Here is a 23,601-nt window from a genome sequence, read left to right as displayed (position 1 = left end):
GAGCTACTATGAAGTTTCTATTATTTTTGGGCAGTGTGCGTGACAGTACGCCTCCGCGTCCAGCTCGATTAGGCTTAAGAGTTGCTCTGGCCTGTATGGCGGCTTTTAAACACTATTACCCCGATCATGAAATTGAACTTATTGATGTGCTGGACTTTCCTGTGGAACCTGTCTTTAAACCTCATTTTGCTTACCCGAAAGATCGAGCCCCAGTCAAACTGAGTGACCTAGCGCAGAAAATTGCCGACAGTGATGGTTATTTGATGGTGAGCCCAGAATACAATCACACTATGAGCCCTGCATTGGCGAATTTGCTGAACCATTTTGGCAGCTCCCTGTTTTCTTATAAACCAAGCGCGATCGTTAGTTACTCTGCGGGCCAGTGGGGAGGGATGCGTGCGGCCGTCACGATGCGAACCTTCTTAGCAGAGTTAGGCTGCTTGCCTGTTTCCGCCATGATCCATGTGCCTAAAGCTCAGCAAGTCTTTAATGAACAAGGTGAGATGATGCCAGGAGAAGAACAAGCAGATTGGTACGAGTATTTTGCCCGTACTATTCATCAGTTAGAATGGTGGGCTCAAGCAACACATAGCCATAGAGGCAACGTTGACCCGCTTTCAAAAACGGCCATTTTTAAGCAAAATCCAGTACAACGCAACGCCCCTTAAAGGTGGGCGGAGGGCAAAATTGTGATTTTTGTCACTCAACGATTGCCATAATATAAACAGATGTATATTCTGTACGCCTTGCTAATAATATAATAATACAATTACACCTTTTAGGAGTTAAATATGTCTAAGCCAGTTATTGGTTTTATCGGCCTTGGTCTTATGGGCGGCAACATGGTTGAAAATCTGCAAACACGCGGTTTTCAAGTAAATGTTATGGACCTTAACAAAGACGCTGTTGCAGCTGTTATTGCTCGTGGTAACGCAACAGAAGCGTCATCTGCGAAAGAACTTGCTGAAAACAGCGACATCGTGATGTTGGCTCTTACGACATCTGCGGTTGTTGAAAAAGTTGTTTACGCAGAAGACGGCATCCTAGCTGGTATTAAAGAAGGTTCTGTTCTAATCGATTTCGGTACTTCTATCCCGGCTTCTACTCGTAAAATTGGTGCAGACCTTGCTGCGAAAGGTGCTGGTATGATTGATGCACCTCTAGGTCGTACCCCTGCTCATGCTAAAGATGGTTTGCTAAACATCATGGCTGCTGGCGACCTTGAAACGTTCAACAAAGTTAAGCCTGTGTTAGATGAGCAAGGCGAAAACGTTTTCCATCTAGGTGCTCTAGGTGCAGGCCACACAACTAAATTGATCAACAACTTCATGGGTATGACAACCGTTACGGCTATGTCGCAAGCCTTTGCAGTTGCAGACAAAGCAGGCGTAGATCGTCAGCAATTGTTTGACATCATGTCTACGGGTCCTTCTAACTCTCCATTCATGGGCTTTTGTAAAAACTACGCTGTAGATGGCGTAAGTGACCTTGGTTTCTCTATTGCAAACGCTAATAAAGACCTTGGCTACTTCCTAGAAATGGTTAACGATCTAGGTACAGAGTCTAAAATTGCAGAAGGTACTTCTGCAAACCTACAAGCTGCGGTTGCAGCGGATATGGGTAACGGAAACGTTCCAGAGATCTTTGATTACTTTCTTAAACTAGCTAAGTAATCTCACGCTCTGTAAATAAGGCCGGATGACGCAAATCTCGCATCATCCGGCCTTATTACTTCACAATTCTTCCATTCTGTTCATCCTAAAAAAACCTCTATATTCATGCTTTTTCAGCATTCTCTTTTACATATCCGCTTTTTTTGAATTTTTTCGCCTAAAAGGCTTTTAAACCCTGCTATTTAGTCACTTTTTACAGTTTTTTTAAGTTGTTTTCATTATCTGAATTTTACCAATTTGCTTGCACCTTTGACCCTAGAAGGATGTGGTCTTGGGCACTATCATAGCCTGCATACGATAGATAAGGCCTCCACTGGAGAGTAACGCATCGGGGCGTTAGAGAATTCAGCAAAGGAGTTGCCTGAGTCATCGATATGGCAAACCGATCAAGGTTTTTGTCAATATCAACTGCAGAGTATGCATGAGAGCATACCGGGATATAGGTTTTAAAATGATTAGAATGATTTTTATGTGCGATGCAGACCGAGTAATTGGTGCATCGGATGCCGCGACCAACGCAAAACGCTGTGATTTACTGCCCACTTCAATGATGGGGGAGATGTGTAAACTCTACCATACGCGCCATGCGGTACTAACGGATGAGCAACATATGATGGGACTGCATGCCAAAGGTTTTGCGGGAGCGACAAAGTATGTGGTGACTTATAAAGATAAGTTTAACCAACCAAAAGACTTAACGCATGTAGTACCTGTGGCGGACCTTGCTAGTCTTGCGAAGCAATACCAAGAAAGTGGCGAGGAACTATTAGTGATCGGCGGACTGGCAGTTTTTAAACAACTTTTGCCTTACACCTCACAATTAGAAGTTCTGGAAACCGAAGATCTTGTGCCTGGAGATCTGGTCTTCAGTGAATGGGATAACGGTAATTTTGCGGTTAATGGCGAAGAGCGTTGGGAAGGCGGGCGAACCCTGCACCTAGTTCGTCATTAACACATGGTTTCTGCTGAGTATAAAAAAAGCGGGTCACTTCAGAAGTGCCCCGCTTTTTTGTGTCTGCTGAATAGGACTTAGAAGTCGTAGGCAGCGCTTAGGTAAACACGGCGAGGTTCGCCCACATAAGAACCGATGGTTTCAGTGAAGCCGCTGACAGCGTATTCCTTGTCAAATAGATTCTTCACGTTAACTTGGAATTTCCAGTCTTCCCAGTTGGTCTGCCAAGACAAGTCGTAAACTGTGAAAGGCTTAACAATTTGATCATCACGGTTTTTCTGTTGACTAACATAGTCCGCACCCAGGGCAATGGATGAGGAAAGGCTAGGGAAGTCGTAGCGAGTCCAAACACCTAGCTGGTGATATGGAGAGTTGGCTAGGTTGCGACCGTCGTTGCTGGTTTCATTAACCTTTAAGTCGTTGTAAGCGTAGTTAACATTGGCAACCCAGCGAGGCGTGATGTCGACTAACGCATCCAGCTCAAAACCTTTACTGCGAATTTCCCCAATGGAAATTAGGTAATCTTCTTCATCTTCGTCCGGGTCATCGGTCAGCATGTTGTTACGGATGATGCGATACAAGGCGAAGTTAAGGTTTAGACGGTTGTTGAACAAGTAACTGCGTACACCTACTTCCACTTGCTGACTTTTTTCTGGATCAAATAAACTGCCATCGGCAGAGTATTGTTGATCGTCTGCACTTTGTGGCGTGAAGCCTGTGGAGTAAGAAGCGTAAGGCTTCAGTTGCTTGCTCAATTCATAAGTCGCACCTAAACGGGTAGAGTAGCCGATATCATCGTAAGACAAGTTGTTTGTGCTATCGGTATTATCTGTGTAATCCTCGCTCATGTAGTCCACTCGACCACCGGCTACCAGACTAAGTTTATCTGATGCACGCCATTGATCTTGTAAATAAGCACCGCCTCGATTCAGCACCGTACGCTCATCATTACGTAGGTCGAGATCGTACTCGCTAACATCCGTTTGTCCATAAACTGGGTCAGTGAAACTTAGGTTCGAAACGCCATCACTTTCCCCAGTGGCACGATAATAAAGCATGTCGTTGACTTCATGGTATAGGTCAACTCCCGCTAGGATCGTGTGGTCATCCAGTTCCGCCACTAGGCTGGAAGCCAGAGTTAAACCTTTGGTTTCTTCTTGGCGGTCACGGTATTGGCGAACCGTTTCGTCATAGTTACCATCGCCATCAGTATCGACTAATGAGTTGAGCTCATGGTAGTTTTGTACTTCTTTATTTTCGAAATAACGCGCACTGAAACGGCTGTCTAACCAGCTGTTAATGTTGTGATCCAGAGTCGCTTGGAAAACCTGAGCGTCCAGTTCTTGGAAGTCAGACTTTTCATTATTATTCCAGGAAATGTCGGTTAAGAAGTTACCATCATCGTCGGTTGGAATACCACGAATTCGCGCCCCAGTAATATATTGCTTAATATCCGTGTATTGCAGGTTTAGCGTGTTTTTAGCGTCTAAATCCCAAGCATAGCCTAGGTCGATAATACGGTTTTCTTCTTCCACATTATTTCGGTAAGAGTCTTCACCACTTGAATAAATACCCACTCTGTAGCGCTGAGAAGCGTCTTCGTTAACAGGGCCTGAAGACTCAACACTACCACTTAGAAAATCTTCATTACCTGCAGTGACTTCAAGGCGATTTTGCTGCTCATAGCTAGGTTTCTTGGTGACATAGTTAATCACACCACCTGCGTCCCCTGCGCCATAAATGGCACCAGCAGGCCCTTTTAGGACTTGAATTTCACTGATGTTGAATAGTTGCGGAATGCTAAAGCCGCTAAAAGGGTCGCCTTTTAGACCATCATAAAGAATGACGTCTTGCTCAAAGCCTCGCATAGTGACCACAGAGAAGTTGTTATAGGAAACGCCAGATATCGAGCGGTAAAGGTCGCTTATTTGTCTGGCAGCTTGATCTTCAATCAAGGTTTCAGTAAGTACCTGAACAGACTGTGGTGTTTCATCAATTGGGGTCGCCGTTCCTGTGGCAACAGAAGTTTCATCTTCCTTGTAATACGACAACGCGCGACCTTCAATTTGGATGGCTTCAAGCTGAACATTGCTGTCATCTTGAGTAACACTGACAGAAGTATTGTCGTTAGCGAGTGTAGTGCTAGCAAACAATATTGCACTGCAGGTAGGCGCTAATATAAGGGAAAACTTTACATTCATGATTACAATTTACACCGGGGATGAGAATTAAGTGCGCATTGTAATGGTGTTGATAATCACTATCAATAAAGTCGTTTGAAAACTTACAAACTGTTTACAGAGCGTGGTGTGATGTGCCGCTTACCAATGGCTTAGTTAAAAGTTCAATTCCACCCTCGGGGTTCCATCACGACTTAAATCAAGTTCTGGTGAGCATAATAGAACCCTAGAAGACTTGATTCCTGCGTTTACCAAGTGCTCTTTTAAGGCATCTGCTCTTAATTCTGCAAGCTGTTTAAGTTGGTTGGTTTGCTCGTTGGTGATAGCTGATTCTGATTGTGTTTCTAGCATCAGGTCTTGGTAAGTGGCTACTCCACAAGCTTTTAACTGGCTGTCTTCTTTACTCACCATCAAATTGTACAGCTCTTCGAGAAAAGCGTTCTGCTCCTCTGCTAACGTTTCTTGGCCTGGGGCGAAGTTAAGAGGCTTCACACGAATCTTTAGAATCTGTTCACTGGCTAACTGCGCAATACTGATGACGTTGGCATAGGGCACAAAGGTTTGCATCAGGTAGCTACTCGAGGCGGAAAATAATGCTTTACGCAATGGCAACATAAGCAGGCTACGTAAACCAAACTCAGGGTTATCCACATTACCGGTGAGAGGGAAATCCAGCTCAATGTTGTCCTGGCTGTCTTTTAATGCACCAACTGCAATATTAAGAGGGACGGCGCCAGCCTTCACCACAGAGCTACTTTCATGGCGCCCACCTAGGTTAAATTGGCGCAGTGTAATATGGGATTCCCCATCTAGCTCGCCATTTAAAGAGTCCAAATCCAGGTCTAGATCAAGCTGTCCAGAATCGATTTGATAACCAAGGGTGTCAGCTATGTAAGCGGAATAGGGCGGCAGTTCCGCTTCGCGTACCTTGAGCTTACTTTGCATGGTGAGCTCATCTGCTAACGGCCAAAGGTTAACATCCGCCTCTAGGGTCGCATATTTACCGTGTCTGGCTCGAAGTACAAGCTGGGTAGCTTGTTCTTTATCCTGAGTATTAAGATTGCGCACTGACAGATTGTTGATGTTCAAATCACGATCCAAAGGAGGGGACTGGCTAAAGTCTTGTAAGCGTACCTTTGAATCGCCCTGCACATCAAAACTGTCTACAACAAGATAATAAGGCGGTTTAAATTCTACCTCTTCAACGGGCTGAGTTTCATCGGCTGTTGTTTCAGCTGTCTCTGCAGTCTTAGGCACTGTGGGAGAAGTTTCTTCAATAAAGACGAGGTTCTGCAACTGCTTATCTTTATTCAATACTAAGTTTGCGATGAGGGAATTGACCTCAATTTGCTTGATGTTTGCCCCGTCTTGATCCGCCTTAACGTCTGCAATTTTCAATGATGCAATGCTAGCTAAAGCAGGCAGTTCTGTTTTAGGGGCTAGGTCTTTTGATGCGCTAATATCAAGAATTTCAAGACTCTCTAGCGAGGCGCTAAAGTCTTCTCCTTGGTACTGCACGTTAAGGTTTTCAAAACCTCCTTGTTGCCAAGCAAGGGCGCGTTTGTTGGCTGATAACCTAGTGTCTAAGCCTTGGCTGGCAAGGCTCAATGCTTCGCCTTTAAGAGCGAGAGGTTGCTGTTCGTTTTGTGCTACCTCAAGTTGTGCCGCATTAAAAATAAGCTGCTGAAGGTCTAGCTGTTCACGCTCTCCTTGTGCGGCGGCAAGGCCATTAAGTTGGACGGATAAAGCTGTGTTCGTCAGCGTTAGTCCTTGCGAATGTTGTTGCAAAGATAAGGTGTCTTGAATGGTTAGGTCTTGGTAATTTGCTTGCAAGTCTTCTTGTTGAGCAACAAGGTTACGGCTATTAATTTGACTGCCGAGGCTAATACCCAAAGTGTCTGGACTTTGGGTTGCCATAATGTCCGTTAGCGTTATCTCGGTCGCGTCATTGGTTAAGCTGAGTGCATTGCTAAGAAGGTTCAAACCTTCAGTTTGAAGTGTTAGTTCAGTACTAGCGAATGACAAACGCTCTGTGGCTTGCTCGAAGGACAACGGGGTATTTAAAGACAGTTTAGCCATGTCTACTTGCTGGTTTGATGAGTCAGATTGAGAGTCATCCATCGGAGCTTGAATAAGAACAAGCTGCTCTGCAGTGAGTTTGGTCAAAGGGCTGTCAATGTTAAGTAACGCTGCATTTTGCTGAACTTGTACAGGTAGGGAAAGTTCTAGATTACCAACGTTTAAGCTTTGTTGAAGTGGCGAGGTTAACTCCTCTTGCGAAGGGTTGGCTTCTGTTACTGAGCGGTCCGATTCTGGTTGAACCAACGAAAGTGCCAGCCCTTGAAGGGACAATTTTGTCGCTGGGGCAGATAGCTGAGTGGCTTGTTCACTAAATGCTAACGTAAAAGGCCAGTTGAGTTGTAAGCCTTCTAGCTGTATTTGTTGCTGGGCTTGAGTTTGCCCTTCAAGACTTGTCAGCTCGAAAGTGTTAGCTTTAGTGTTAACGTTAAGTTGCCCTTGGCTTTTCTGAGCATCAACTTGCGTTATCCATTGCAGTCTATCCAAATCAAGCTGTTGTTGCGTATCTTGGTAGTGGCTAGCTTCCAAAATAACGTCTACCTGACCTTGAAAGTTAGCGTCTTCGTTGCTTATAAAGTTAAGCATCGCATCCTTGATAGCAAGCGTACTAAGGTCGTTGCTCATTTTTGTATGTGCATCCAAGGCTAATTCTAGCCCATTGATACGAGTATCTAGGTTTAACTTGCTAAGCTGATAGCTGTCTTGCTCCCCGTGCATTTCAAGCCTTGCCTGAGTTTCGCCGTTAATCTGTATAGTACCTTGTGCTTGGTTGTAAGGGGCGGGTAGGAAGTTGCTTAAAGACGACAAAGGTAGATCAAACTGAGTAATCGTAAGATCAGCAGTACTTTGCAGCAAGGAGTAATCAAACTGACTATTAATATCTAGCTTAGCGGCATTCAGCCCAGCGTTAATCGACACCTTTCCTTGCCAGTCTGTTCCTTGCCCTATTAATGACGCCACAACAAGTTCGTTAATGGCGATAGTGTCCAGTTGAGGTGTACTGTCGGCAGTGGCTTGGCGGCTAAGATTTATCTGGCTGTTGGTGAAACTAAATAAAGGTAATTTAATTCCCCAAGGTGAGGCTTGCTCTTGTTCGTCTGGGGTTACTTCTGGTTGAGCGGATGTTTGACTCTCGGTGCTAGGCTGAGTGTATTGGTCAAGGTTAATACCCGCTATGGTTAAGCGGTCATCTTGCTGAGAAATAGACAATTCCAGGCCATCGATTTGTGCCTTTGATATCCGTAACGTTTTTTGGAGAACAGGGAGCCATTCAATTTCAAAATCGGCTTTGTTGAGCGTTAGAGTCTCTCGTTGATCTTGACTGACCACTAGCTGGTTGACCACCACTCGGGGGGGGAAGAAATCGATGCGAAGGGATTCTAGCTGAACTGTCTCGCCCTGTTGCTGAAAGTAGTCGTTTAAATAATGCTTGGCCAGCAAGGGGGTGGTCAGCCAGAGAATAACGATAAGCCCTGCGATAACAATGGCAGGAAAAAATACCCAGTTACGAAAATGTCGACGTGTCATAATAAAACGCATCAAATCCTATTGAGCTGATGTTGCAGTGAATTAGTGGTTGTCCTCATTACTTTCGCTACGTAACGGCATACGTAATAAATAGATACTGACACAAATGCCAATGCATACTAGCCCAACCGTTGCCCAAAAACGACCGACCATTAAAATGGAAATAGCCATGCCCAACCACATGAAAATAATGGCGCGGTTGCGAGATCTTCTAGGGATACCGTCGTTAGATTGCCAGTCACTGACAATGGGACCAAAAAATTTATGGTTAAGGAGCCAAGTGTGAAAACGTTCGGAAGATTTTGAAAAGCACCAAGCCGCCAGCAAGACCAAAGGTGTTGTGGGCAATAGGGGCAGGAAGATACCAATGATGCCTGTGATCAGAGAAAACCAGCCTAATAGTAAATAGAAAATTCGTTTTCCTTGCATAGGGCCGCTCTTATTCATGGTCTATGTCGCTATTCTAAGTCAGTGTGACTTTGCAAGCTAGCATCGAAAGTTTGAAGATTAAGAACTTGGCTTGCACTTTCGGGCTCAGCCAAGTTCTATTCGACCTTAATGGGAAGCGTTAAACAAAGCTTCCATGGAATCTTCTTGATCATTATCTTCTTGAATAAGCGGCCAGCCGCCAAGTTGTTTCCAACGGTTCACCATTTCACAAAATAGCTCTGCGGTTTTTTCCGTATCGTATTTTGCGGAGTGAGCTTCAGAATTACTGAATGGAATGGCCGCTGCTTCGCAGGCTTTCGCTAATACCGTTTGGCCAAATACCAAACCCGCAAGGCTTGCCGTATCAAAGCTAGAAAACGGGTGGAAAGGGTTGCGCTTGATTTCAGCCCGTTCAATCGCCGCGTTCAAGAAACCATGGTCGAAGGCTGAATTATGGCCAACAAGAATGGCACGCTTACAACCTGTCGACTTGAGCTCTTTACGAACTTTTGCGAACATCTGAGTCAGGGCTTCTTGCTCAGGAATATCTTGGCGTTCTGGGTCAAATGGGTCGATTCCAGTGAAGTCTAACGCGGCTTTTTCAAGGTTCGCACCTTCAAAAGGCTTGATTAAAAACTCCATAGTTTCATGGATATAGAAGTCACCATTCTCATCCATTCTAAGGATGCTGGCAGCCATTTCTAACAATGCATCGGTTTTTTGATTAAAGCCTGCGGTTTCTACGTCGATAACAATCGGTAGGAATCCTCGGAAACGATCTTTGATTTCATGGTTAGACAAAAGAAGGTCCTTAACTCTGCTTATTGCTAGAGGGTGAAGAAATTAATTGGGCCAAATGATAACATAATTGATAATACTAGAACGAGATGTCTCAATGGGAATTACCCGACAGAAAATAATTCGCTGTGTTTTTGTTTTAATGGCCCTATCTGTCCATCAGGCCAGTGCACTTATTTATTACCAATCCAGCATTGCCAATTCTGAATGGCTTTTATCTGGGGATATTTTTTCCTGTAGCTTAACACATCCTGTACCGAATTACGGCGAAGGACACTTTATTAAAGAAGCCGGTGAGCCAATGAAATTCGTATTGCAGCCGCAAAATGAAAAACTTGGACCAGGGCAGGTGTACATTATTTCCCAGGCACCCGAGTGGTCGCCTGGTTTGAAACCCGAAACGCTAGAAATTTTGCCATATCCAGGTTATGGCCTGACTGTCGAAGTGGGTGGGCAAGTCGCTGAACGTATGTTGACTAGCTTAGATCGTGGTCGACATCCAATTGTTGCCGGTCGCGCTTGGGAAAATCAGCGTGAAACGGTAGAGGTAGGGTTGTCGAACATTAACTTTGCCCCAGCTTATAATGAATTTCGTCGTTGTTTAGCAACTTTACTGCCAGTGAATTACGACCAAATTGCCAAAACAGCCGCCTTATTCCCAACTAATGGGGTTGAGCTAACACCAAGTGTGAAAGCGCGCTTGGATCTTGTTGCCTTGTATGTGTCTTCTGACCCAAGTGTGGAATACATCTATATTGATGGCCACACGGACAACATTGGTCCGCGTCGTGATAATCGACAACTATCGAAAACTCGTGCTGAAATTGTGACCGCCTATTTATTGGATAAAGGCGTACCGGCGACCAAGATAGTATCTCGTTATCATGGTGAGCGTTATCCTGTCACCAAAAACAATTCCTATACCGGCCGAGAGCGTAACCGACGGGTAACCATACGTCTGGAAAAACAATAGCAGGCAGAATGGATAGGTAACAAAATACAATTAATTACCGACGCTAAATGACTGTTATGAAGCCTCTGTTTTGGTGCAATTATCTACCAAAGCAGGGGCTTTTTACTTGCTAAGATTGGGGTGAAAACTTACACTTAGCGCTTCCCTTTTTTAATCATTTGCGCGGCCATATTGAAAATGGCATGGGAGCGTAATCTCGTTGAGGAGAATAGAAAGAATGTCTGACGTGAAGAAGGTAGTGCTAGCCTATTCAGGTGGCCTTGATACTTCCGTAATCGTGAAGTGGCTTCAAGAAGAGTATAACTGTGAAGTGGTGACTTTTACCGCTGACTTGGGTCAGGGTGAAGAAGTTGAACCCGCTCGCGCAAAAGCTCAAGCGTTGGGTATTAAGGAAATCTTCATCGAAGATTTGCGTGAAGAGTTTGTACGTGATTTCGTCTTCCCTATGTTCCGTGCTAACACAATTTATGAAGGCGAATACCTACTAGGTACGTCTATTGCGCGTCCTTTGATCGCTAAGCGTTTGATTGAAATTGCAAACCAAACAGGTGCGGATGCTATATCTCACGGCGCGACAGGTAAGGGTAACGACCAAGTACGTTTCGAATTGGGCGCTTATGCCCTTAAGCCAGGCGTTAAAGTAATTGCTCCATGGCGTGAGTGGGATCTAACGTCCCGCGAAACGTTGATGGCTTACTGTGAAGAACACAAAATTCCAGTGGACTTCTCGACTAAGAAGAAGAAATCTCCTTACTCTATGGATGCGAACCTTCTGCACATCTCTTATGAAGGTGATCAATTAGAAGATCCTTGGACAGAAGCTGAAGCAGACATGTGGCGTTGGTCTGTCTCTCCTGAAGAGGCACCGAATGAAGCCACTTATATCGAAATTGGTTACGAAAAAGGTGATCCAGTTTCCTTAAACGGTGAAGTGCTGTCACCTGCGACCATGTTGGAAACCTTGAACAAAATTGGTGGCGCCAACGGTATCGGCCGTGTAGACATCGTTGAAAACCGTTTTGTTGGTATGAAAGCTCGTGGTTGTTATGAAACACCTGGTGGCACCATCATGATGAAAGCGCACCGTGCTATTGAGTCTATTACCTTAGACCGTGAAGCGGCTCACTTGAAAGATGAAATGATGCCTCGTTATGCCAAAATCATTTACAACGGTTTCTGGTGGTCAGAAGAGCGTCGTATGATGCAAGCTTTGATTGATACGTCACAAAAATATGTTAACGGTACGGTTCGCCTTAAATTGTACAAAGGCAACGTAGAAGTTGTTGGTCGCCAATCGCCAAACAGCTTATTTGATAGCTCTATTGCAACATTTGAAGACGATGCGGGTGCATACGATCAAAAAGATGCAGCAGGCTTTATTAAATTGAATGCTTTGCGTATGCGCATCGCCGCTCAAAAAGGCCGTGGTTTCCTAGACAGCGACAAGTAATTTTCCACTGGTTTGAAAAACGCCCCATTCTTAAAGAATCGGGGCGTTTTTTATTTTTGTACACTTGGTCAAGATTTTATATAGTATGTACAGATTATAGACTAGGTTCAGTATTGGTTTGCTAGCTGTCTTGCACAGTTAGGTGAACACTTAAGATATTTGGGGACAGTCTAAGTGACAATGTTTATCCTGAAGGAAGGGTGCAAATGACAATTTACAACTTCGGCTCGATTAATCTCGACCACCTTTATCAGCTTGACCATTTTGTTCGACCAGGTGAAACCATGGCTTCGGATAGCTACCAATGTCTGCTTGGCGGTAAAGGTGCAAATCAGTCAGTGGCTTTAGCGCAAGCGGGTGGCGGAGTGAAACACGTCGGGGCGATCCACAGTGTCGATACTATGATCTTGACCCAGCTTGAAGAGTTAAAGGTTGACGTGTCCTTGATCGAAACCCTAGATACCCCCACAGGCCATGCCATTATTCAGCTTACCAAGGCGGCCGAAAATTCGATAATCCTGTACCCCGGTGCCAATCATTGCCTTAGTAAAGTAAGAGTCGATGAAATCCTATCTGCGGCTCAGCAGGGCGATTGGGTATTGCTGCAAAATGAAACCAATTTAGTGGACTACATTATTGAAAGTGCCCACAGTAAAGGTTTAAAAGTGGCTTTCAACCCTGCGCCAATGGATGCTGAATTGACGAAAGCGGTATTGCCTTTCGTGCATTTATTAATCGTTAATGAAGTCGAAGCGATGGACTTGGTTGGCGTCGACACAATTGATGCGGCGGCGCAATTGTTGCCTGAGCGCTACCCAGAATTGGCGGTGCTCATGACACTTGGTCAAGACGGCGTGCGTTACTTTGATGGTGAAGAGAACCTGCATGTGCCTGCTTTTCGTGTCGACGCTGTGGATACCACGGCCGCTGGGGATACCTTTATTGGCTATACTTTATCGGCGATCCTATCCGGTACTCCTATAGCAGAGGCTATGCGTCGTGGTTGCGCCGCTTCCGCCATATGTGTGACGCGTCTCGGGGCAATGGCTGCGATACCTTCCCAACACGAAGTCGAACAATTTCTTTTAGAGAATTAAAAAATATTAAGGATGTCTTTCATGGCTCGTAAAATAATTATTGATACAGATCCGGGTATAGATGATGCAATGGCCATTTTCTTTGCCTTTCAAGCACCAGAAATTGAAGTGCTAGGGCTGACCACCACCTTTGGTAACGTTCCAGTAGCATTAGCTACCCAGAACGCAATCACCCTAACCGAAATTGCCAAGGTTGACGTACCTGTTGCGCAAGGGGTGGCTGTACCTTTTGAAATCGCACCACGTCCTCATCCTGATTTTGTTCACGGCGCAGATGGCTTTGGTAACATCAACTGGCCTGCTCCAAAAGGCAAGGCGATTGACAAAGATGCCGCACAATTTATTGTCGACACAGTACGTAAATACCCAGGCGAAGTAACCATTGTTGCCCTTGGACCATTAGGTAACTTGGCGAAAGCCCTAGAGCTGGACCCAGAAGTGGCAAGCCTAGTGGACGAAGTGGTATTGATGGGTGGCACAGCCATTGAATATGGTAATGTTTCCCCAGTGGCAGAAGCCAACATTATGAATGACCCTCATGCCGCCGATGCCGTGTTCACAGCGCCATGGCAAGTGACTATGATAGGTCTAGATGTGACTCATCAGGTGTTACTAGACAATAGTGTTTTGGATCGTATTCGTCAGAAGAACCCTGAGGAAGGTGGCTTTTTGTATGACTGCGCCCAGCATTACATTAATTTTTACAGCAGCCGCTTTGATATGGACGGTTGTTACTTCCACGATGCTTCCACCATAGCGTATGTCATGGACCCAAGTATCTTTGGCGTCGAGCTAGGAGCGGTTCGTGTTGCCTGTGAAGGGATTGGTATTGGCCAAACTATTTTTGCGCCACAAGGCATGGAGTTTCCAACACCCTATTGGAACGATGTACCCATGACTCAGGTATGTATGGAAGTGGACAGTGAAAAATTGCTTAACCTATTTGAGACGACCTTGTCTTAATTATTACCCTAAGTAATAGGTTAAAACCACAAGGCATGAGAACATGTAGTTCTTGTGCCTTTTTTTATGGCGCAGGCTCTAGATATGAGCCTGCGCCTTTATTCAATGTCTTCTTAGAAGACATTGCCAAAGAGAAAAATGAAATGAAACTATTAGTAAGAAACCTTGCCCGCAACACCACCCAAGAAGAACTCAGTGCCGCCTTTGCTAAGTTTGGCAGCATCCAATCTTGCACCCTAGTGATGGATAAAGAAACGGGCGAATCAAAAGGTTTTGGCTTTGTTGAAATGCCAAAAGTGGGCGATGCTAAATTAGCGATTAAATCGTTAAACGGCGCAGAAATTGATGGCGCAAAAATACGAGTGAAAAAAGCAGAAGAGGCGGGTGCTGCACCACAGGAATAGCGACTAGTAAGGAGGGAAGCAATGATAGATGCGGTGAGTATCGAGCAATTGGTGATTCTTATAGTGATAGCCGTGGTGTATTTGCTACCACTCTTCTTACTCTTGTTTTCCCGCCGAGTCACTGGGCTGACTAAATTTGCTTGGTTGGTGGTGATATTTTTTACCAACTGGCTTGGTTATTGCGTCTTTCACTGGCGAACCAAGCCTAGGCTTACCTAAGTAAAGCTTAACTGTGACCGAGAATAAAGTGCTCAATAAATAACTTATCTTGATCCGAAATAGTATGAAAGCTTAATCGAATATAGTGCTTATCGTGCTCATTGATAATGTCTTCAAGTGGGTCGCAAAGTATTTTTAATTGCGCATTAGCGCCTTGATGGCTGGCGTTCAGTTCCAGAAACACCAATTTGGAACGATGGATGTCACTAGGGGCTTCTATCTCTGTCATGGTTTTAGATATGTGGGTACAACGGACAGGCAAGATGGTGCCGTCGATCAAATGTAATGCCCCTGGCCAAAAACAGCGAATATAAGGGTTAGAGGAAATCGTCACTTAGGCATCCTAACTCAGCTCTATGATGGAAACCTGAGTATATCTTGCTTTAGCCTAAGCCTGTAGTGCCGTCGGAAATTATCAAAGCAGGCTATGAATGACTAGCCTGCTTTGTGTGCTTTATAGCCTTAAGAAACTTCGTTGATGGTTTCACCTAGGGCGTTTATTAAACTATCAATTTCCGATGCTTCAGTGGTGAAAGGTGGGGCCAATTGAATGGTGTCAGCACCATATCTTACATAGTAGCCCTTATCCCACATGGCCATGGCAATTTGGTAAGGACGTTTGGCGGGTTCTCCATTGATTGGAGCAATCGTCAAACCTGCTGCTAGGCCATAATTACGAATATCACTAATGTTGGTGCAGACATCTTTAAGTTGATGAACCTTATCTTCAAAAATAGGACTCAAACTCTGCACTTGGGCGATCATGCCTTGTTGTTCTATCTCTGCAAGAGAGGCTAATGCCGCAGCACAGGCAATGGGATGGGCTGAGTAAGTATAGCCATGGGGGAGTTCCAGCATGTATTCAGCACCGCCATGTTCCATAAAGGTGTCATAAATTTCTTGTTTGAACGCCACGGCCCCCATAGGGATAACGCCATTGGTGACCTGTTTTGCCATAGTAATGGCATCAGGTGTGACGCCAAAGGCTTCAGAACCAGTGCGAGCGCCCATGCGACCAAAAGCGGTAATCACTTCGTCAAATATCAGCAGAATGTTGTGCTGATCACATATCTCTCTTAAACGCTTTAAGTAACCTTTTGGTGGCACAATAACCCCACCAGAACCTGACATAGGCTCTACAATTACGGCGGCAATATTTGAGGCGTCATGCAGATTGATCAGATTTAATAAATCCTCTGCGCGCTCTTGGCCTTGTTCTGCCATCCCCTTGCTAAATTCTGTACCAGGAACTTGGGTGTGAGGTAGGTGATAGGACTCTAAGCCTTGTCCATAAAGTGTGCGGTTAGCCGGAATGCCGCCCACACTGAAACCAGAAATGCCCGCTCCGTGGTAGCCCTTAGCGCGGCCAATAAACTTAGTTTTTGTGCCCAAGCCTTTTTTGCGCCAATAAGCACGGGCAATTTTAAGCGCCGTATCCACTGACTCAGAGCCTGAACCTGTGAAGAAGATGCGGTTTAGGCCTTGAGGCATAAACTCGCCAATTTTTTCCGCCAGAATGAAAGATTGTTCATGGCCAAATTGAAAGGCAGGTGAGTAGTCTAGGGTTTTCACCTGATTGGCCACCGCTTCATTGATGCTAGGTACACTATGTCCTAAACCACAGGTCCATAGACCTGAAAGGCCATCAAAGATTTTTCGACCATCAATGTCTGTGTAGTAATTGCCCTGTGCTGAGGCGATTAAGCGAGGGTCTTTTTTAAACTCACGGTTGCCTGAATAAGACATCCAATGGGCATCAAGCTGAGCTTGGGTAAGGCGAGATTTAGAAATATGACTCATGGCATCCTCTGCAATATAGTGAGTATTGAATAGGTCAAGAATGCCGAGCTTGAAAGGTTTAATAAATGTTATGTTATTTAAATTTAGTTTACTGTTTGGTTAACTAATGGTGCACAAGATTAGAAATCTAATGGCGTTGAATGGAGATGGACAATTTGGCGCTTGAAGAGGACTCGATTAGTCGCAAGTTTTCTCTTTAAATTCGCATAAATCTTCGATGACACAGGCACCGCACTTTGGCTTGCGAGCCACACAGATGTAGCGACCGTGAAGTATCATCCAATGGTGAGCATCCAATAAAAACTCCTTAGGTACAAACTTAAGCAGCTTCATTTCCACTTCCAGTACGTTTTTACCCGGTGCGACTTTGGTTCGGTTGCTAAAGCGAAAGATATGGGTATCTACGGCCATGGCCACCTGACGAAAGGCGGTATTCAGCACCACATTAGCCGTTTTGCGGCCGACGCCGGGCAGGGCTTCCAGTTCTTCTCGGGTTTGCGGGACAACACTGTTGTGCTGTTCCACCAAGATTTTGCAGGTCTTAATGGCGTTTTCCGCTTTGGCGTTAAAAAGCCCTATGGTTTTTATGTAGCTCTTGAGGCCATCAACCCCCAAATCCAACATGCTTTGAGGAGTGTTGGCCACAGGGAACAATTTGCGGGTGGCTTTATTGACGCTCACGTCGGTGGCTTGTGCCGAAAAAAGAACGGCAATGAGCAGCTCGAAAGGAGAGCTGTACTCCAACTCCGTTACCGGATTGGGGTTTTCAGCTCGTAAACGAGAGAAGATCTGATGACGCTTGTCTTTATTCACGTTACTTTTCCTATGCCGATTGTGCTCGTCTTGGATTAGCCTGCTTGACCGGTTACGCGGACACGCTTGGATGCGCTCGGGCCAGCTTTGGCTTTTTCTGCAGCTAGACGTTTTTTCTCACGCTCATCCAAATAGTTTTTACCCGCGATGAGTAAGCCAAGTCCAATGAACGCACCTGGCGGCAATACAGCAAACAAAACGCTTTGGTAATCACTAAAGACCACCCATTTCCAGTGTACGGCAGACTCGCCAAACAACAGCTGCATATCGCTAAATAGAGTGCCTTGACCAATCAGTTCACGCATGGCACCTAGTAGCACTAGGATAAACATAAAGCCTAACCCCATCATGAAACCATCGAGGGCAGAAGGCAGCACAGGGTTGCGGCTAGCAAAAGCATCTGCACGGCCAAGGATCGCACAGTTGGTTACGATCAAGGGAATGAAAATCCCTAGAATTTGATACAGCTCGTAGGTATAAGCCTGCATGATCAATTCAATACAGGTAGTAAATGAAGCGATGATCATTACGAAAGCAGGCAAGCGCACCGCATCGGCTACATAGTTACGGATCAGTGAAACCGCGATGTTAGAGCCCACTAGTACCACTAAAGTGGCTAATCCCAAGCCAATGGCGTTCACCACTGTGCTGGTTACCGCCAACATAGGACACAAGCCTAGCAGCTGTACCAGCGCTGGGTTGTTTTTCCAAATGCCGTTGTAAATAATTTCGGCATAGTTAGCGCTAGGTTTGTCAGCAGGAGCTGTGTCTTCGACTAATGTATCGTCTGTACTCATCTTAGTATCCTATTGTGCTAGCAAGCTGGCTTTGTTTTGTTCAAAGTAGATAAGCGTGTTCTTAACCGCTCGCACCACGGCTCTTGGGGTAATGGTCGCCCCAGTAAATTGGTCAAATTGACCACCGTCTTTCTTCACGCCCCAGTCTTTCTCTAAAGGGTTGCTTAGGGACGTGTTAGCAAAGCTTAAAATCCAGTTAGACTTTTTCAAATCTACTTTATCACCTAAGCCGGGGGTTTCTTTGTGGCTGATGACACGACTGCCTGTAACCGTGCCGTTTCTATCAATGGCCACTAATAAATACAGATTGCCGTTATAACCACTTGGCGCAATGGTCTCGAAAATAATGCCTGAGACGTCACCTTGCTTACGAGCAATATGGATTTTTACTGGTTCTTTAGAGCCTAATAAATCATCTGGCGCCAATAGGGCAGAATCTTGAGTTAGATCGTTGTCGTACAGTTGCGCCGGTAAAATTTCATTAAAGGCCGCCACTTGTGCGGCAATAATATTGTTTTCAATTGTCTTTTTTGTGTAGAGCTGAGTAAGGGCGATTAAGCCCGCAGTGAAGACCGCGAAAATACCCAAGCCAATACTGTTACGACGGATAGATGAGAGCAATTCCATTAGTTATCCTCCCCAACTTTTAGGCCTTTTTTCGCCTTCTTATGGCCGTAGGTACGTGGTTGCGTGTAGTAATCGATAAGCGGTGCCGCGAAGTTCATGAGCAATACACCAAAGGCGATACCATCTGGGTAGCCGCCCCAAGCGCGGATGATATAGACCAGAATACCAATGCCCGCACCGTACACCAATTTGCCACGATTACTGGTACAAGAAGACACCGGGTCGGTAGCAATGAAGAAAGCGCCAAACATGGCGGCACCTGTTGTTAGGTGGAACAGAGGGCTTGCGGCATCTTCAGGGTTCAACAAATAGAAGAAGCCCGCCATCACGAATAGAGCACCCAACAAAGCTGCTGGTGTGTGCCAAGTGATCACGCGAATATAGAGCAACCATAAACCACCCACTAGGTAGGCAAGGTTTACCCACATCCAACTGTTAAGGCTGGCTGCTTGTAGGGCAGGTACGCTGGCAAAAGCCGCTTGGCTATCTAGGACATCTTTATTTTTAAAGCCATCTAAAGGCGTGGCCATGGTGTAAGCATCAATGGCAGGCAGATGGCTAAAAATCGCTTGGGCACTTTGACTAAATGACAGGCTGTCGGCGGCGGCTACCAGATCCGCAGCGCCAAGCCATTGGCTCATAGGCACAGGGAAAGACACCAAAACAATGGCGTAACCCACCATAGCAGGGTTGAAGGGGTTGTTACCCAAGCCACCATAAAGCTGTTTCGCAAAAATGATCGCAAAGCCTACCGCCGTAACAGTCACCCACCAAGGTACAGTCGGCGGTAGGGCAATACCCAGCAACACTGCCGTTAGTAACGCACTGTAGTCCTTTAGGAAAAAACTCACATTTCGACGACGCACGGATAAAATTGCCGCTTCGCAAACCAGAGCGGTAAGTCCTGCTACCGCAATATTCATTAAGGTGCCCCAGCCAAACAGCCAGGTTTGCAGTAATATCCCTGGCAGGGTCGCTAAAATGACCATCTGCATTACCCAAGAGGTGCGTTGTCCTGCACGTTGTGTATGGGGAGAAGTGATTCTTAATAATGCCATTTAACGACTCTCTTGAGCGTGTGTAAGTTGTTCGAGTTTAGCTTGTGCTTCTTGTAGCTTTTGTGGCCATTCAGACGCTGCAATTTCGCTGTCGTCCTTGCCTTGTTCTTTTAATAGTGCAATGTTCTTTTCAGCCTTTTTAATGCCAGCTTTGGCAATGGCGAGATCAACCTTACGCTTTTTCTGAGCATCGGCATCCGCACTGGTTGCCGCACTAGGGGCAGGGGCAGTACTGGCGCTTGCTGCTGGGTTGTTCAACGCCTGCTCAAGCTCATCGGCTCTTTGCTGAGCATCTTTCAATTGCTGGCGTAGGGTTTCAAGTCCTGGCGATTGAATTTCTTCGGCTTTCTTTAATGCCTTCTCGACTTTTTTAACCGCCGCCTTGGCAATGGCAGTGTCGATTTTTAGTTTCTTCGCTTCATCGGATAAACCGGTCTTGCTCGGCGCCGCCTCAGCTGGCGCTGGGCTTGCTTCACTGGCAGAGAGTTTTGTCACCAAGGCTTGAGCGGCTTCAAGGTCGCTATTGAATCCCTTGATCTTATCTTGCAGTTCAGTGTTATCCGGTTCGCTGTCGAGTTGTTTTTGAAGTTTCTTCAACTTAACGCCAATCAGTGCCACATCCACTTTTGCCTTTTTCAGCTCGTCGCTGACAGGGGCTTTGGTCGCAGGCGCAGGTTTGGTGGCCACCACAGGTGCAGGCGCAAGTTTAGCCAGTTCAGCTTCTTGTTTTGCCAGTGTTCCTTCAAGATCCGTGACCTGCAATTGCAGGGCAGTAATCTCTTCAAGGTGCTCGCTTTCTTGGGCGGCAAGTAATTGTTTCTGCAATTTCTTCAGCTTGGTTTTACCAATCGCCACATCAATTTTTAGCTTCTTAGCATCGTCACTGATAGGGGCAGCTGGGCTGGCTGCTGCCTTACTTGGTGCTGCCGCTGTCGGGGCAGGTTTATCCGTTGTTTTCTTCGTGCTGGCTTGTTGACGAGCCAAACGTTTGGCTTCTTTCTCTGCAATCTCGGCTTCTTGGCGCGCTTTACGAGCTTCAAAGCGTTGCTTAGCAATATCCGACTTAATCGCCGCTTCGCGATTTTCACGAATAGTGCTCTTACTGTGACGGTAATATTGCACCAAAGGAATGCTGCTTGGGCACACATAAGAACAAGCACCACATTCAATACAGTCGAATAGGTTGTAATGTTCGGCTTTTTCTAATTCTTGGCTTTTACTAAACCACAATAATTGTTGCGGTAATAAGCTGGCTGGGCAGGCTTGCTCACACATACCACAACGTATGCAGGCTTGCTCTGGCTCAGGCGTTGGTAATTCTTGAGCGGTAGCGGCTAAAATACAGTTACTGGTTTTAACGATAGGCACTTCTGTGGCATTTAGGGTGAACCCCATCATTGGGCCGCCCATCACTAGGCGCTGAATACGCTTTTGGTCCGCTTGCGCGTAATCCAAAAGGTGCTCAATCGGTGTGCCAAGCAACACCTCTACGTTTTGTGGTGCGCCTAGGGCATCTCCCGTTAAGGTGGTGAAGCGTGAAATCAGCGGTTGACCAAGATAAATAGCATCATGAACGGCGACACAAGTCCCGACGTTTTGGCACAAAACGCCAATATCAGCTGGGTATTGACCACTTGGTACTTCTTTACCCGTCAGCAATTGAATCAGCTGCTTTTCGCCACCCGATGGGTACTTAGTCGGCACAACCGCTACTTGAATCGCGCTATTTCGAGCTTGAATCGCCTGTTTTAGCGCAGCAATCGCCGTAGGCTTATTATCCTCGATACCGATTAACACTTGTTCTGCTTGTACCAAGTGCTGAAGCACTTCAATACCTTGAATAAGGGCGTCGGTCTTTTCGCGGATTAGCATGTCGTCGGCTGTGATATAAGGCTCACATTCGGCTGCATTAATAATGAAATGCTTAATGGCATGCTTGTGGGCACCTTGCAATTTTACTTGCGTAGGAAAGCCCGCGCCGCCCATACCCACAATGCCCATTTCGCCTAAAAAGGTTAGGGTGTCTAGGTGAGGGATGCTTTGCCAATCCAGCAAAGGGGTTCTGTCTTGCCAGGTGTCTTGTCCGTCTGGTGTCAGCACAATACACAAATCGCTTAAGCCAGAAGGGTGAGCAATTAAGCGTGGCTCAATTGCCTCTATGGTGCCAGAAGTCGGAGCGTGTAAAAAACTGCTCAGAAAACCATTGTTTATAGCAATGGGTTGGCCTTTTAAAACCTTAGTGCCTACTTCCACGATAGGGCGAGAAGACTGACCTATATGCTGGCCCAGAGGCAAAATTAACTCAGCAGGCAGACTTGGTCGACCAAGCGGTAATTGCAAAGATTGAGTTTTGTTTTCCGGTGGGTGTATACCGCCGTGAAAAGAAAAAATATTAACCGCTGTTTGCATTAGTGAACTACCTCAGCCTGACGATCTGTAGCAATAATATTGCCAGCAACCGCTGTGATACCTTGGGGTTTATCCCATGACCAATTTTTCGAGGTAACACCCACTTCTACCATATCAATACAATCTACCGGACAAGGTTCAACACATAAATCACAACCAGTACACTCGTCGGCAATGACGGTGTGCATTTGTTTGGCCGCACCCAAAATCGCATCAACAGGGCAGGCCTGTATGCATTTAGTACAACCAATACATTCGTCTTCACGGATCACTGCTACACGTTTGGCGGTTTCTGTGCCGTGGTCACCGTCTAGAGGAATCGCTTCCACATCAAGAAGGTCTGCAAGGGCTTGGATGGTGGCTTGGCCACCTGGTGGGCAATGGTTGATGGCCTCACCGTTAGCAATGGCTTCGGCATAAGGACGACAGCCCGGGTGACCACATTGGCCACACTGAGTTTGCGGGAGTAACGCGTCGATCTGCTCAACAATCGGGTCGCCTTCCACATGGAAACGTACATTGGCGTAACCAAGAATGGCACCGAAAATAAGCGAAAGAATGAGTAGGATCCCAATGGCAATCAATACAGTTAACATGGGAACTCCTATATTTGCACTAGGGCGGTGAAGCCCATGAAGGCCAGTGCCATCAGGCCTGCGGTAATCATACCGATAGCAGAACCTTTAAATGCAACAGGAACGTCGGCTACGTTAATTCGTTCACGCATGGCGGCAAACAGCACCAATACGAACGAGAAACCGACTGCCGCGCCAAAGCCGTAAAGGATGGATTCGACAAAACCGTTTTGTTTGCTGATATTTTGTAAGGCCACACCCAATACCGCACAGTTGGTGGTGATCAAAGGCAGGAAGATACCCAATACGCGGTAAAGTAGCGGACTGGTTTTACGTACCACCATTTCAGTGAATTGCACCACAACGGCAATCACTAAGATGAAGGAAATGGTTTGTAGATATTCCAAGCCGAAAGGCTGCAATATATAGGTAAACGTCAGATAGCTGCATAGGCTAGACAAGGTCAAAACAAAGGTGGTAGCCATGGCCATACCTATGGATGTTTCGAGCTTACCCGATACGCCCATGAAAGGGCATAGTCCTAAAAATTGTACCAATACAAAGTTATTAACCAATATGGTGCTAACCAGTATAAGGAGATAATCAGTCATCTCACGTCCATAAAAATAGTCGAAAAAAATATGCTAATAAAATGCAATACGATAGGTTTTTGTGCAGCGTAACTATAGCAAGTTGCTTATAACTAACAAGATCAAAACATGACCTTATTTAGTTTAATTTAGAATATATATAATAGGTTGAGATTATATAACCTCAC

Annotated in this window: 22 protein-coding genes; 9 read left to right on the top strand and 13 right to left on the bottom strand. The window is 45.8% G+C overall.

Annotation, left to right across the window (positions count from 1 at the left end):
- The first annotated feature begins 8 nt into the window (after positions 1-8).
- The 3 genes from ABJF92_RS08860 to ABJF92_RS08850 all read left to right on the top strand — a co-directional run bounded on the left by ABJF92_RS08860 (position 9) and on the right by ABJF92_RS08850 (position 2,625).
- Entirely contained in the window at positions 9-668 is a 660-nt protein-coding gene (locus ABJF92_RS08860; protein ID WP_446815429.1) for an NADPH-dependent FMN reductase, read from the top strand.
- A 123-nt stretch (positions 669-791) separates the two neighbouring features.
- Positions 792-1,673, top strand: a complete 882-nt coding sequence (locus ABJF92_RS08855; RefSeq protein ID WP_446815428.1) for an NAD(P)-dependent oxidoreductase — start codon at positions 792-794, stop codon at positions 1,671-1,673.
- A 451-nt stretch (positions 1,674-2,124) separates the two neighbouring features.
- Positions 2,125-2,625, top strand: coding sequence for a dihydrofolate reductase (locus ABJF92_RS08850; protein ID WP_446815427.1), 501 nt, complete (start codon positions 2,125-2,127; stop codon positions 2,623-2,625).
- Positions 2,626-2,702: 77 nt separating this feature from the next.
- On the opposite strand, the gene ABJF92_RS08845 is transcribed toward ABJF92_RS08850, so the two are convergent.
- The 4 genes from ABJF92_RS08845 to rnt all read right to left on the bottom strand — a co-directional run bounded on the left by ABJF92_RS08845 (position 2,703) and on the right by rnt (position 9,641).
- Positions 2,703-4,826, bottom strand: coding sequence for a TonB-dependent siderophore receptor (locus tag ABJF92_RS08845; protein WP_446815426.1), 2,124 nt, complete (start codon positions 4,824-4,826; stop codon positions 2,703-2,705).
- Positions 4,827-4,961: 135 nt separating this feature from the next.
- The gene (locus ABJF92_RS08840; protein WP_446815425.1) at positions 4,962-8,411 is read right to left on the bottom strand and encodes a DUF748 domain-containing protein; all 3,450 of its coding nucleotides are present in this window, start codon (positions 8,409-8,411) and stop codon (positions 4,962-4,964) included.
- A 42-nt stretch (positions 8,412-8,453) separates the two neighbouring features.
- Positions 8,454-8,840: a YbaN family protein gene (locus tag ABJF92_RS08835; protein WP_446815424.1), complete on the bottom strand. Its 387-nt coding sequence runs from the start codon at positions 8,838-8,840 to the stop codon at positions 8,454-8,456.
- A gap of 126 nt (positions 8,841-8,966) precedes the next feature.
- Positions 8,967-9,641: a ribonuclease T gene (gene rnt / locus ABJF92_RS08830; protein WP_446815423.1), complete on the bottom strand. Its 675-nt coding sequence runs from the start codon at positions 9,639-9,641 to the stop codon at positions 8,967-8,969.
- 94 nt (positions 9,642-9,735) lie between these two features.
- On the opposite strand from rnt, the gene ABJF92_RS08825 reads away from it, so the two are divergent.
- The 6 genes from ABJF92_RS08825 (at position 9,736) to ABJF92_RS08800 (ending at position 14,744) form a co-directional block, all read left to right on the top strand.
- A complete protein-coding gene (locus ABJF92_RS08825) occupies positions 9,736-10,611 on the top strand; it encodes a flagellar protein MotY (protein WP_446815422.1) in 876 nt (291 codons plus the stop codon).
- Between the two features lie 217 nt (positions 10,612-10,828).
- The gene (locus ABJF92_RS08820; protein WP_446815421.1) at positions 10,829-12,061 is read left to right on the top strand and encodes an argininosuccinate synthase; all 1,233 of its coding nucleotides are present in this window, start codon (positions 10,829-10,831) and stop codon (positions 12,059-12,061) included.
- 206 nt (positions 12,062-12,267) lie between these two features.
- On the top strand, positions 12,268-13,158 hold the full coding sequence (locus tag ABJF92_RS08815) for a ribokinase (RefSeq protein WP_446815420.1): 891 nt from the start codon (positions 12,268-12,270) through the stop codon (positions 13,156-13,158).
- 21 nt (positions 13,159-13,179) lie between these two features.
- Positions 13,180-14,121: a nucleoside hydrolase gene (locus tag ABJF92_RS08810; RefSeq protein ID WP_446815419.1), complete on the top strand. Its 942-nt coding sequence runs from the start codon at positions 13,180-13,182 to the stop codon at positions 14,119-14,121.
- A gap of 35 nt (positions 14,122-14,156) precedes the next feature.
- Positions 14,157-14,525, top strand: a complete 369-nt coding sequence (locus ABJF92_RS08805) for an RNA recognition motif domain-containing protein (RefSeq protein ID WP_446815418.1) — start codon at positions 14,157-14,159, stop codon at positions 14,523-14,525.
- Between the two features lie 21 nt (positions 14,526-14,546).
- Complete coding sequence (locus ABJF92_RS08800; RefSeq protein WP_446815417.1) at positions 14,547-14,744, top strand: hypothetical protein; 198 nt, start codon at positions 14,547-14,549, stop codon at positions 14,742-14,744.
- 7 nt (positions 14,745-14,751) lie between these two features.
- Here ABJF92_RS08800 and ABJF92_RS08795 read toward each other — a convergent pair whose 3' ends face one another.
- The 9 genes from ABJF92_RS08795 to rsxA all read right to left on the bottom strand — a co-directional run bounded on the left by ABJF92_RS08795 (position 14,752) and on the right by rsxA (position 23,434).
- Positions 14,752-15,078, bottom strand: a complete 327-nt coding sequence (locus ABJF92_RS08795) for a hypothetical protein (RefSeq protein WP_446815416.1) — start codon at positions 15,076-15,078, stop codon at positions 14,752-14,754.
- A 128-nt stretch (positions 15,079-15,206) separates the two neighbouring features.
- A complete protein-coding gene (locus ABJF92_RS08790) occupies positions 15,207-16,544 on the bottom strand; it encodes an aminotransferase class III-fold pyridoxal phosphate-dependent enzyme (RefSeq protein ID WP_446815415.1) in 1,338 nt (445 codons plus the stop codon).
- A 177-nt stretch (positions 16,545-16,721) separates the two neighbouring features.
- Entirely contained in the window at positions 16,722-17,357 is a 636-nt protein-coding gene (gene nth / locus ABJF92_RS08785) for an endonuclease III (RefSeq protein WP_446815414.1), read from the bottom strand.
- A gap of 35 nt (positions 17,358-17,392) precedes the next feature.
- Positions 17,393-18,154 carry an electron transport complex subunit E gene (locus ABJF92_RS08780; protein WP_445975867.1) on the bottom strand — a complete coding sequence of 254 codons (762 nt, stop codon included), beginning with the start codon at positions 18,152-18,154 and terminating at the stop codon, positions 17,393-17,395.
- Positions 18,155-18,163: 9 nt separating this feature from the next.
- Positions 18,164-18,781, bottom strand: coding sequence for an electron transport complex subunit RsxG (gene rsxG, locus ABJF92_RS08775; protein ID WP_446815413.1), 618 nt, complete (start codon positions 18,779-18,781; stop codon positions 18,164-18,166).
- Positions 18,781-19,839, bottom strand: coding sequence for an electron transport complex subunit RsxD (rsxD, locus tag ABJF92_RS08770; protein WP_446815412.1), 1,059 nt, complete (start codon positions 19,837-19,839; stop codon positions 18,781-18,783). The genes rsxG and rsxD overlap by 1 nt, the downstream gene beginning before the upstream one ends.
- On the bottom strand, positions 19,840-22,248 hold the full coding sequence (gene rsxC / locus ABJF92_RS08765) for an electron transport complex subunit RsxC (RefSeq protein ID WP_446815411.1): 2,409 nt from the start codon (positions 22,246-22,248) through the stop codon (positions 19,840-19,842).
- Positions 22,248-22,844 (bottom strand): electron transport complex subunit RsxB, encoded by a 597-nt coding sequence (gene rsxB, locus ABJF92_RS08760; RefSeq protein ID WP_446815410.1) that lies wholly within the window; start codon positions 22,842-22,844, stop codon positions 22,248-22,250. Before rsxB ends, rsxC begins: the two co-directional genes overlap by 1 nt.
- Positions 22,845-22,852: 8 nt before the next feature.
- A complete protein-coding gene (gene rsxA / locus ABJF92_RS08755) occupies positions 22,853-23,434 on the bottom strand; it encodes an electron transport complex subunit RsxA (RefSeq protein WP_445975872.1) in 582 nt (193 codons plus the stop codon).
- Positions 23,435-23,601: the final 167 nt, after the last annotated feature.

The sequence above is a fragment of the Marinomonas sp. genome (assembly GCF_039940335.1).
Taxonomy (GTDB): Bacteria; Pseudomonadota; Gammaproteobacteria; order Pseudomonadales; family Marinomonadaceae; genus Marinomonas.
The sequence above is the reverse complement of the archived record's forward strand: the minus strand, read 5'-3'. Positions and strand labels throughout refer to the sequence as shown.

Bases quoted from the DNA above. Each gene is read 5' to 3' on its own strand.
- ABJF92_RS08790 (WP_446815415.1), bottom strand. From the start codon at position 16,544: ATGAGTCATATTTCTAAATCTCGCCTTACCCAAGCTCAGCTTGATGCC.
- rsxG (WP_446815413.1), bottom strand. From the start codon at position 18,781: ATGGAATTGCTCTCATCTATCCGTCGTAACAGTATTGGCTTGGGTATT.
- ABJF92_RS08820 (WP_446815421.1), top strand. From the start codon at position 10,829: ATGTCTGACGTGAAGAAGGTAGTGCTAGCCTATTCAGGTGGCCTTGAT.
- rsxA (WP_445975872.1), bottom strand. From the start codon at position 23,434: ATGACTGATTATCTCCTTATACTGGTTAGCACCATATTGGTTAATAAC.
- ABJF92_RS08815 (WP_446815420.1), top strand. From the start codon at position 12,268: ATGACAATTTACAACTTCGGCTCGATTAATCTCGACCACCTTTATCAG.
- ABJF92_RS08850 (WP_446815427.1), top strand. From the start codon at position 2,125: ATGATTAGAATGATTTTTATGTGCGATGCAGACCGAGTAATTGGTGCA.
- ABJF92_RS08835 (WP_446815424.1), bottom strand. From the start codon at position 8,840: ATGCAAGGAAAACGAATTTTCTATTTACTATTAGGCTGGTTTTCTCTG.
- ABJF92_RS08800 (WP_446815417.1), top strand. From the start codon at position 14,547: ATGATAGATGCGGTGAGTATCGAGCAATTGGTGATTCTTATAGTGATA.
- rsxB (WP_446815410.1), bottom strand. From the start codon at position 22,844: ATGTTAACTGTATTGATTGCCATTGGGATCCTACTCATTCTTTCGCTT.
- rsxC (WP_446815411.1), bottom strand. From the start codon at position 22,248: ATGCAAACAGCGGTTAATATTTTTTCTTTTCACGGCGGTATACACCCA.
- ABJF92_RS08860 (WP_446815429.1), top strand. From the start codon at position 9: ATGAAGTTTCTATTATTTTTGGGCAGTGTGCGTGACAGTACGCCTCCG.
- ABJF92_RS08825 (WP_446815422.1), top strand. From the start codon at position 9,736: ATGGGAATTACCCGACAGAAAATAATTCGCTGTGTTTTTGTTTTAATG.
- ABJF92_RS08840 (WP_446815425.1), bottom strand. From the start codon at position 8,411: ATGACACGTCGACATTTTCGTAACTGGGTATTTTTTCCTGCCATTGTT.
- ABJF92_RS08845 (WP_446815426.1), bottom strand. From the start codon at position 4,826: ATGAATGTAAAGTTTTCCCTTATATTAGCGCCTACCTGCAGTGCAATA.
- ABJF92_RS08780 (WP_445975867.1), bottom strand. From the start codon at position 18,154: ATGAGTACAGACGATACATTAGTCGAAGACACAGCTCCTGCTGACAAA.
- ABJF92_RS08805 (WP_446815418.1), top strand. From the start codon at position 14,157: ATGAGAACATGTAGTTCTTGTGCCTTTTTTTATGGCGCAGGCTCTAGA.
- ABJF92_RS08810 (WP_446815419.1), top strand. From the start codon at position 13,180: ATGGCTCGTAAAATAATTATTGATACAGATCCGGGTATAGATGATGCA.
- ABJF92_RS08855 (WP_446815428.1), top strand. From the start codon at position 792: ATGTCTAAGCCAGTTATTGGTTTTATCGGCCTTGGTCTTATGGGCGGC.
- rsxD (WP_446815412.1), bottom strand. From the start codon at position 19,839: ATGGCATTATTAAGAATCACTTCTCCCCATACACAACGTGCAGGACAA.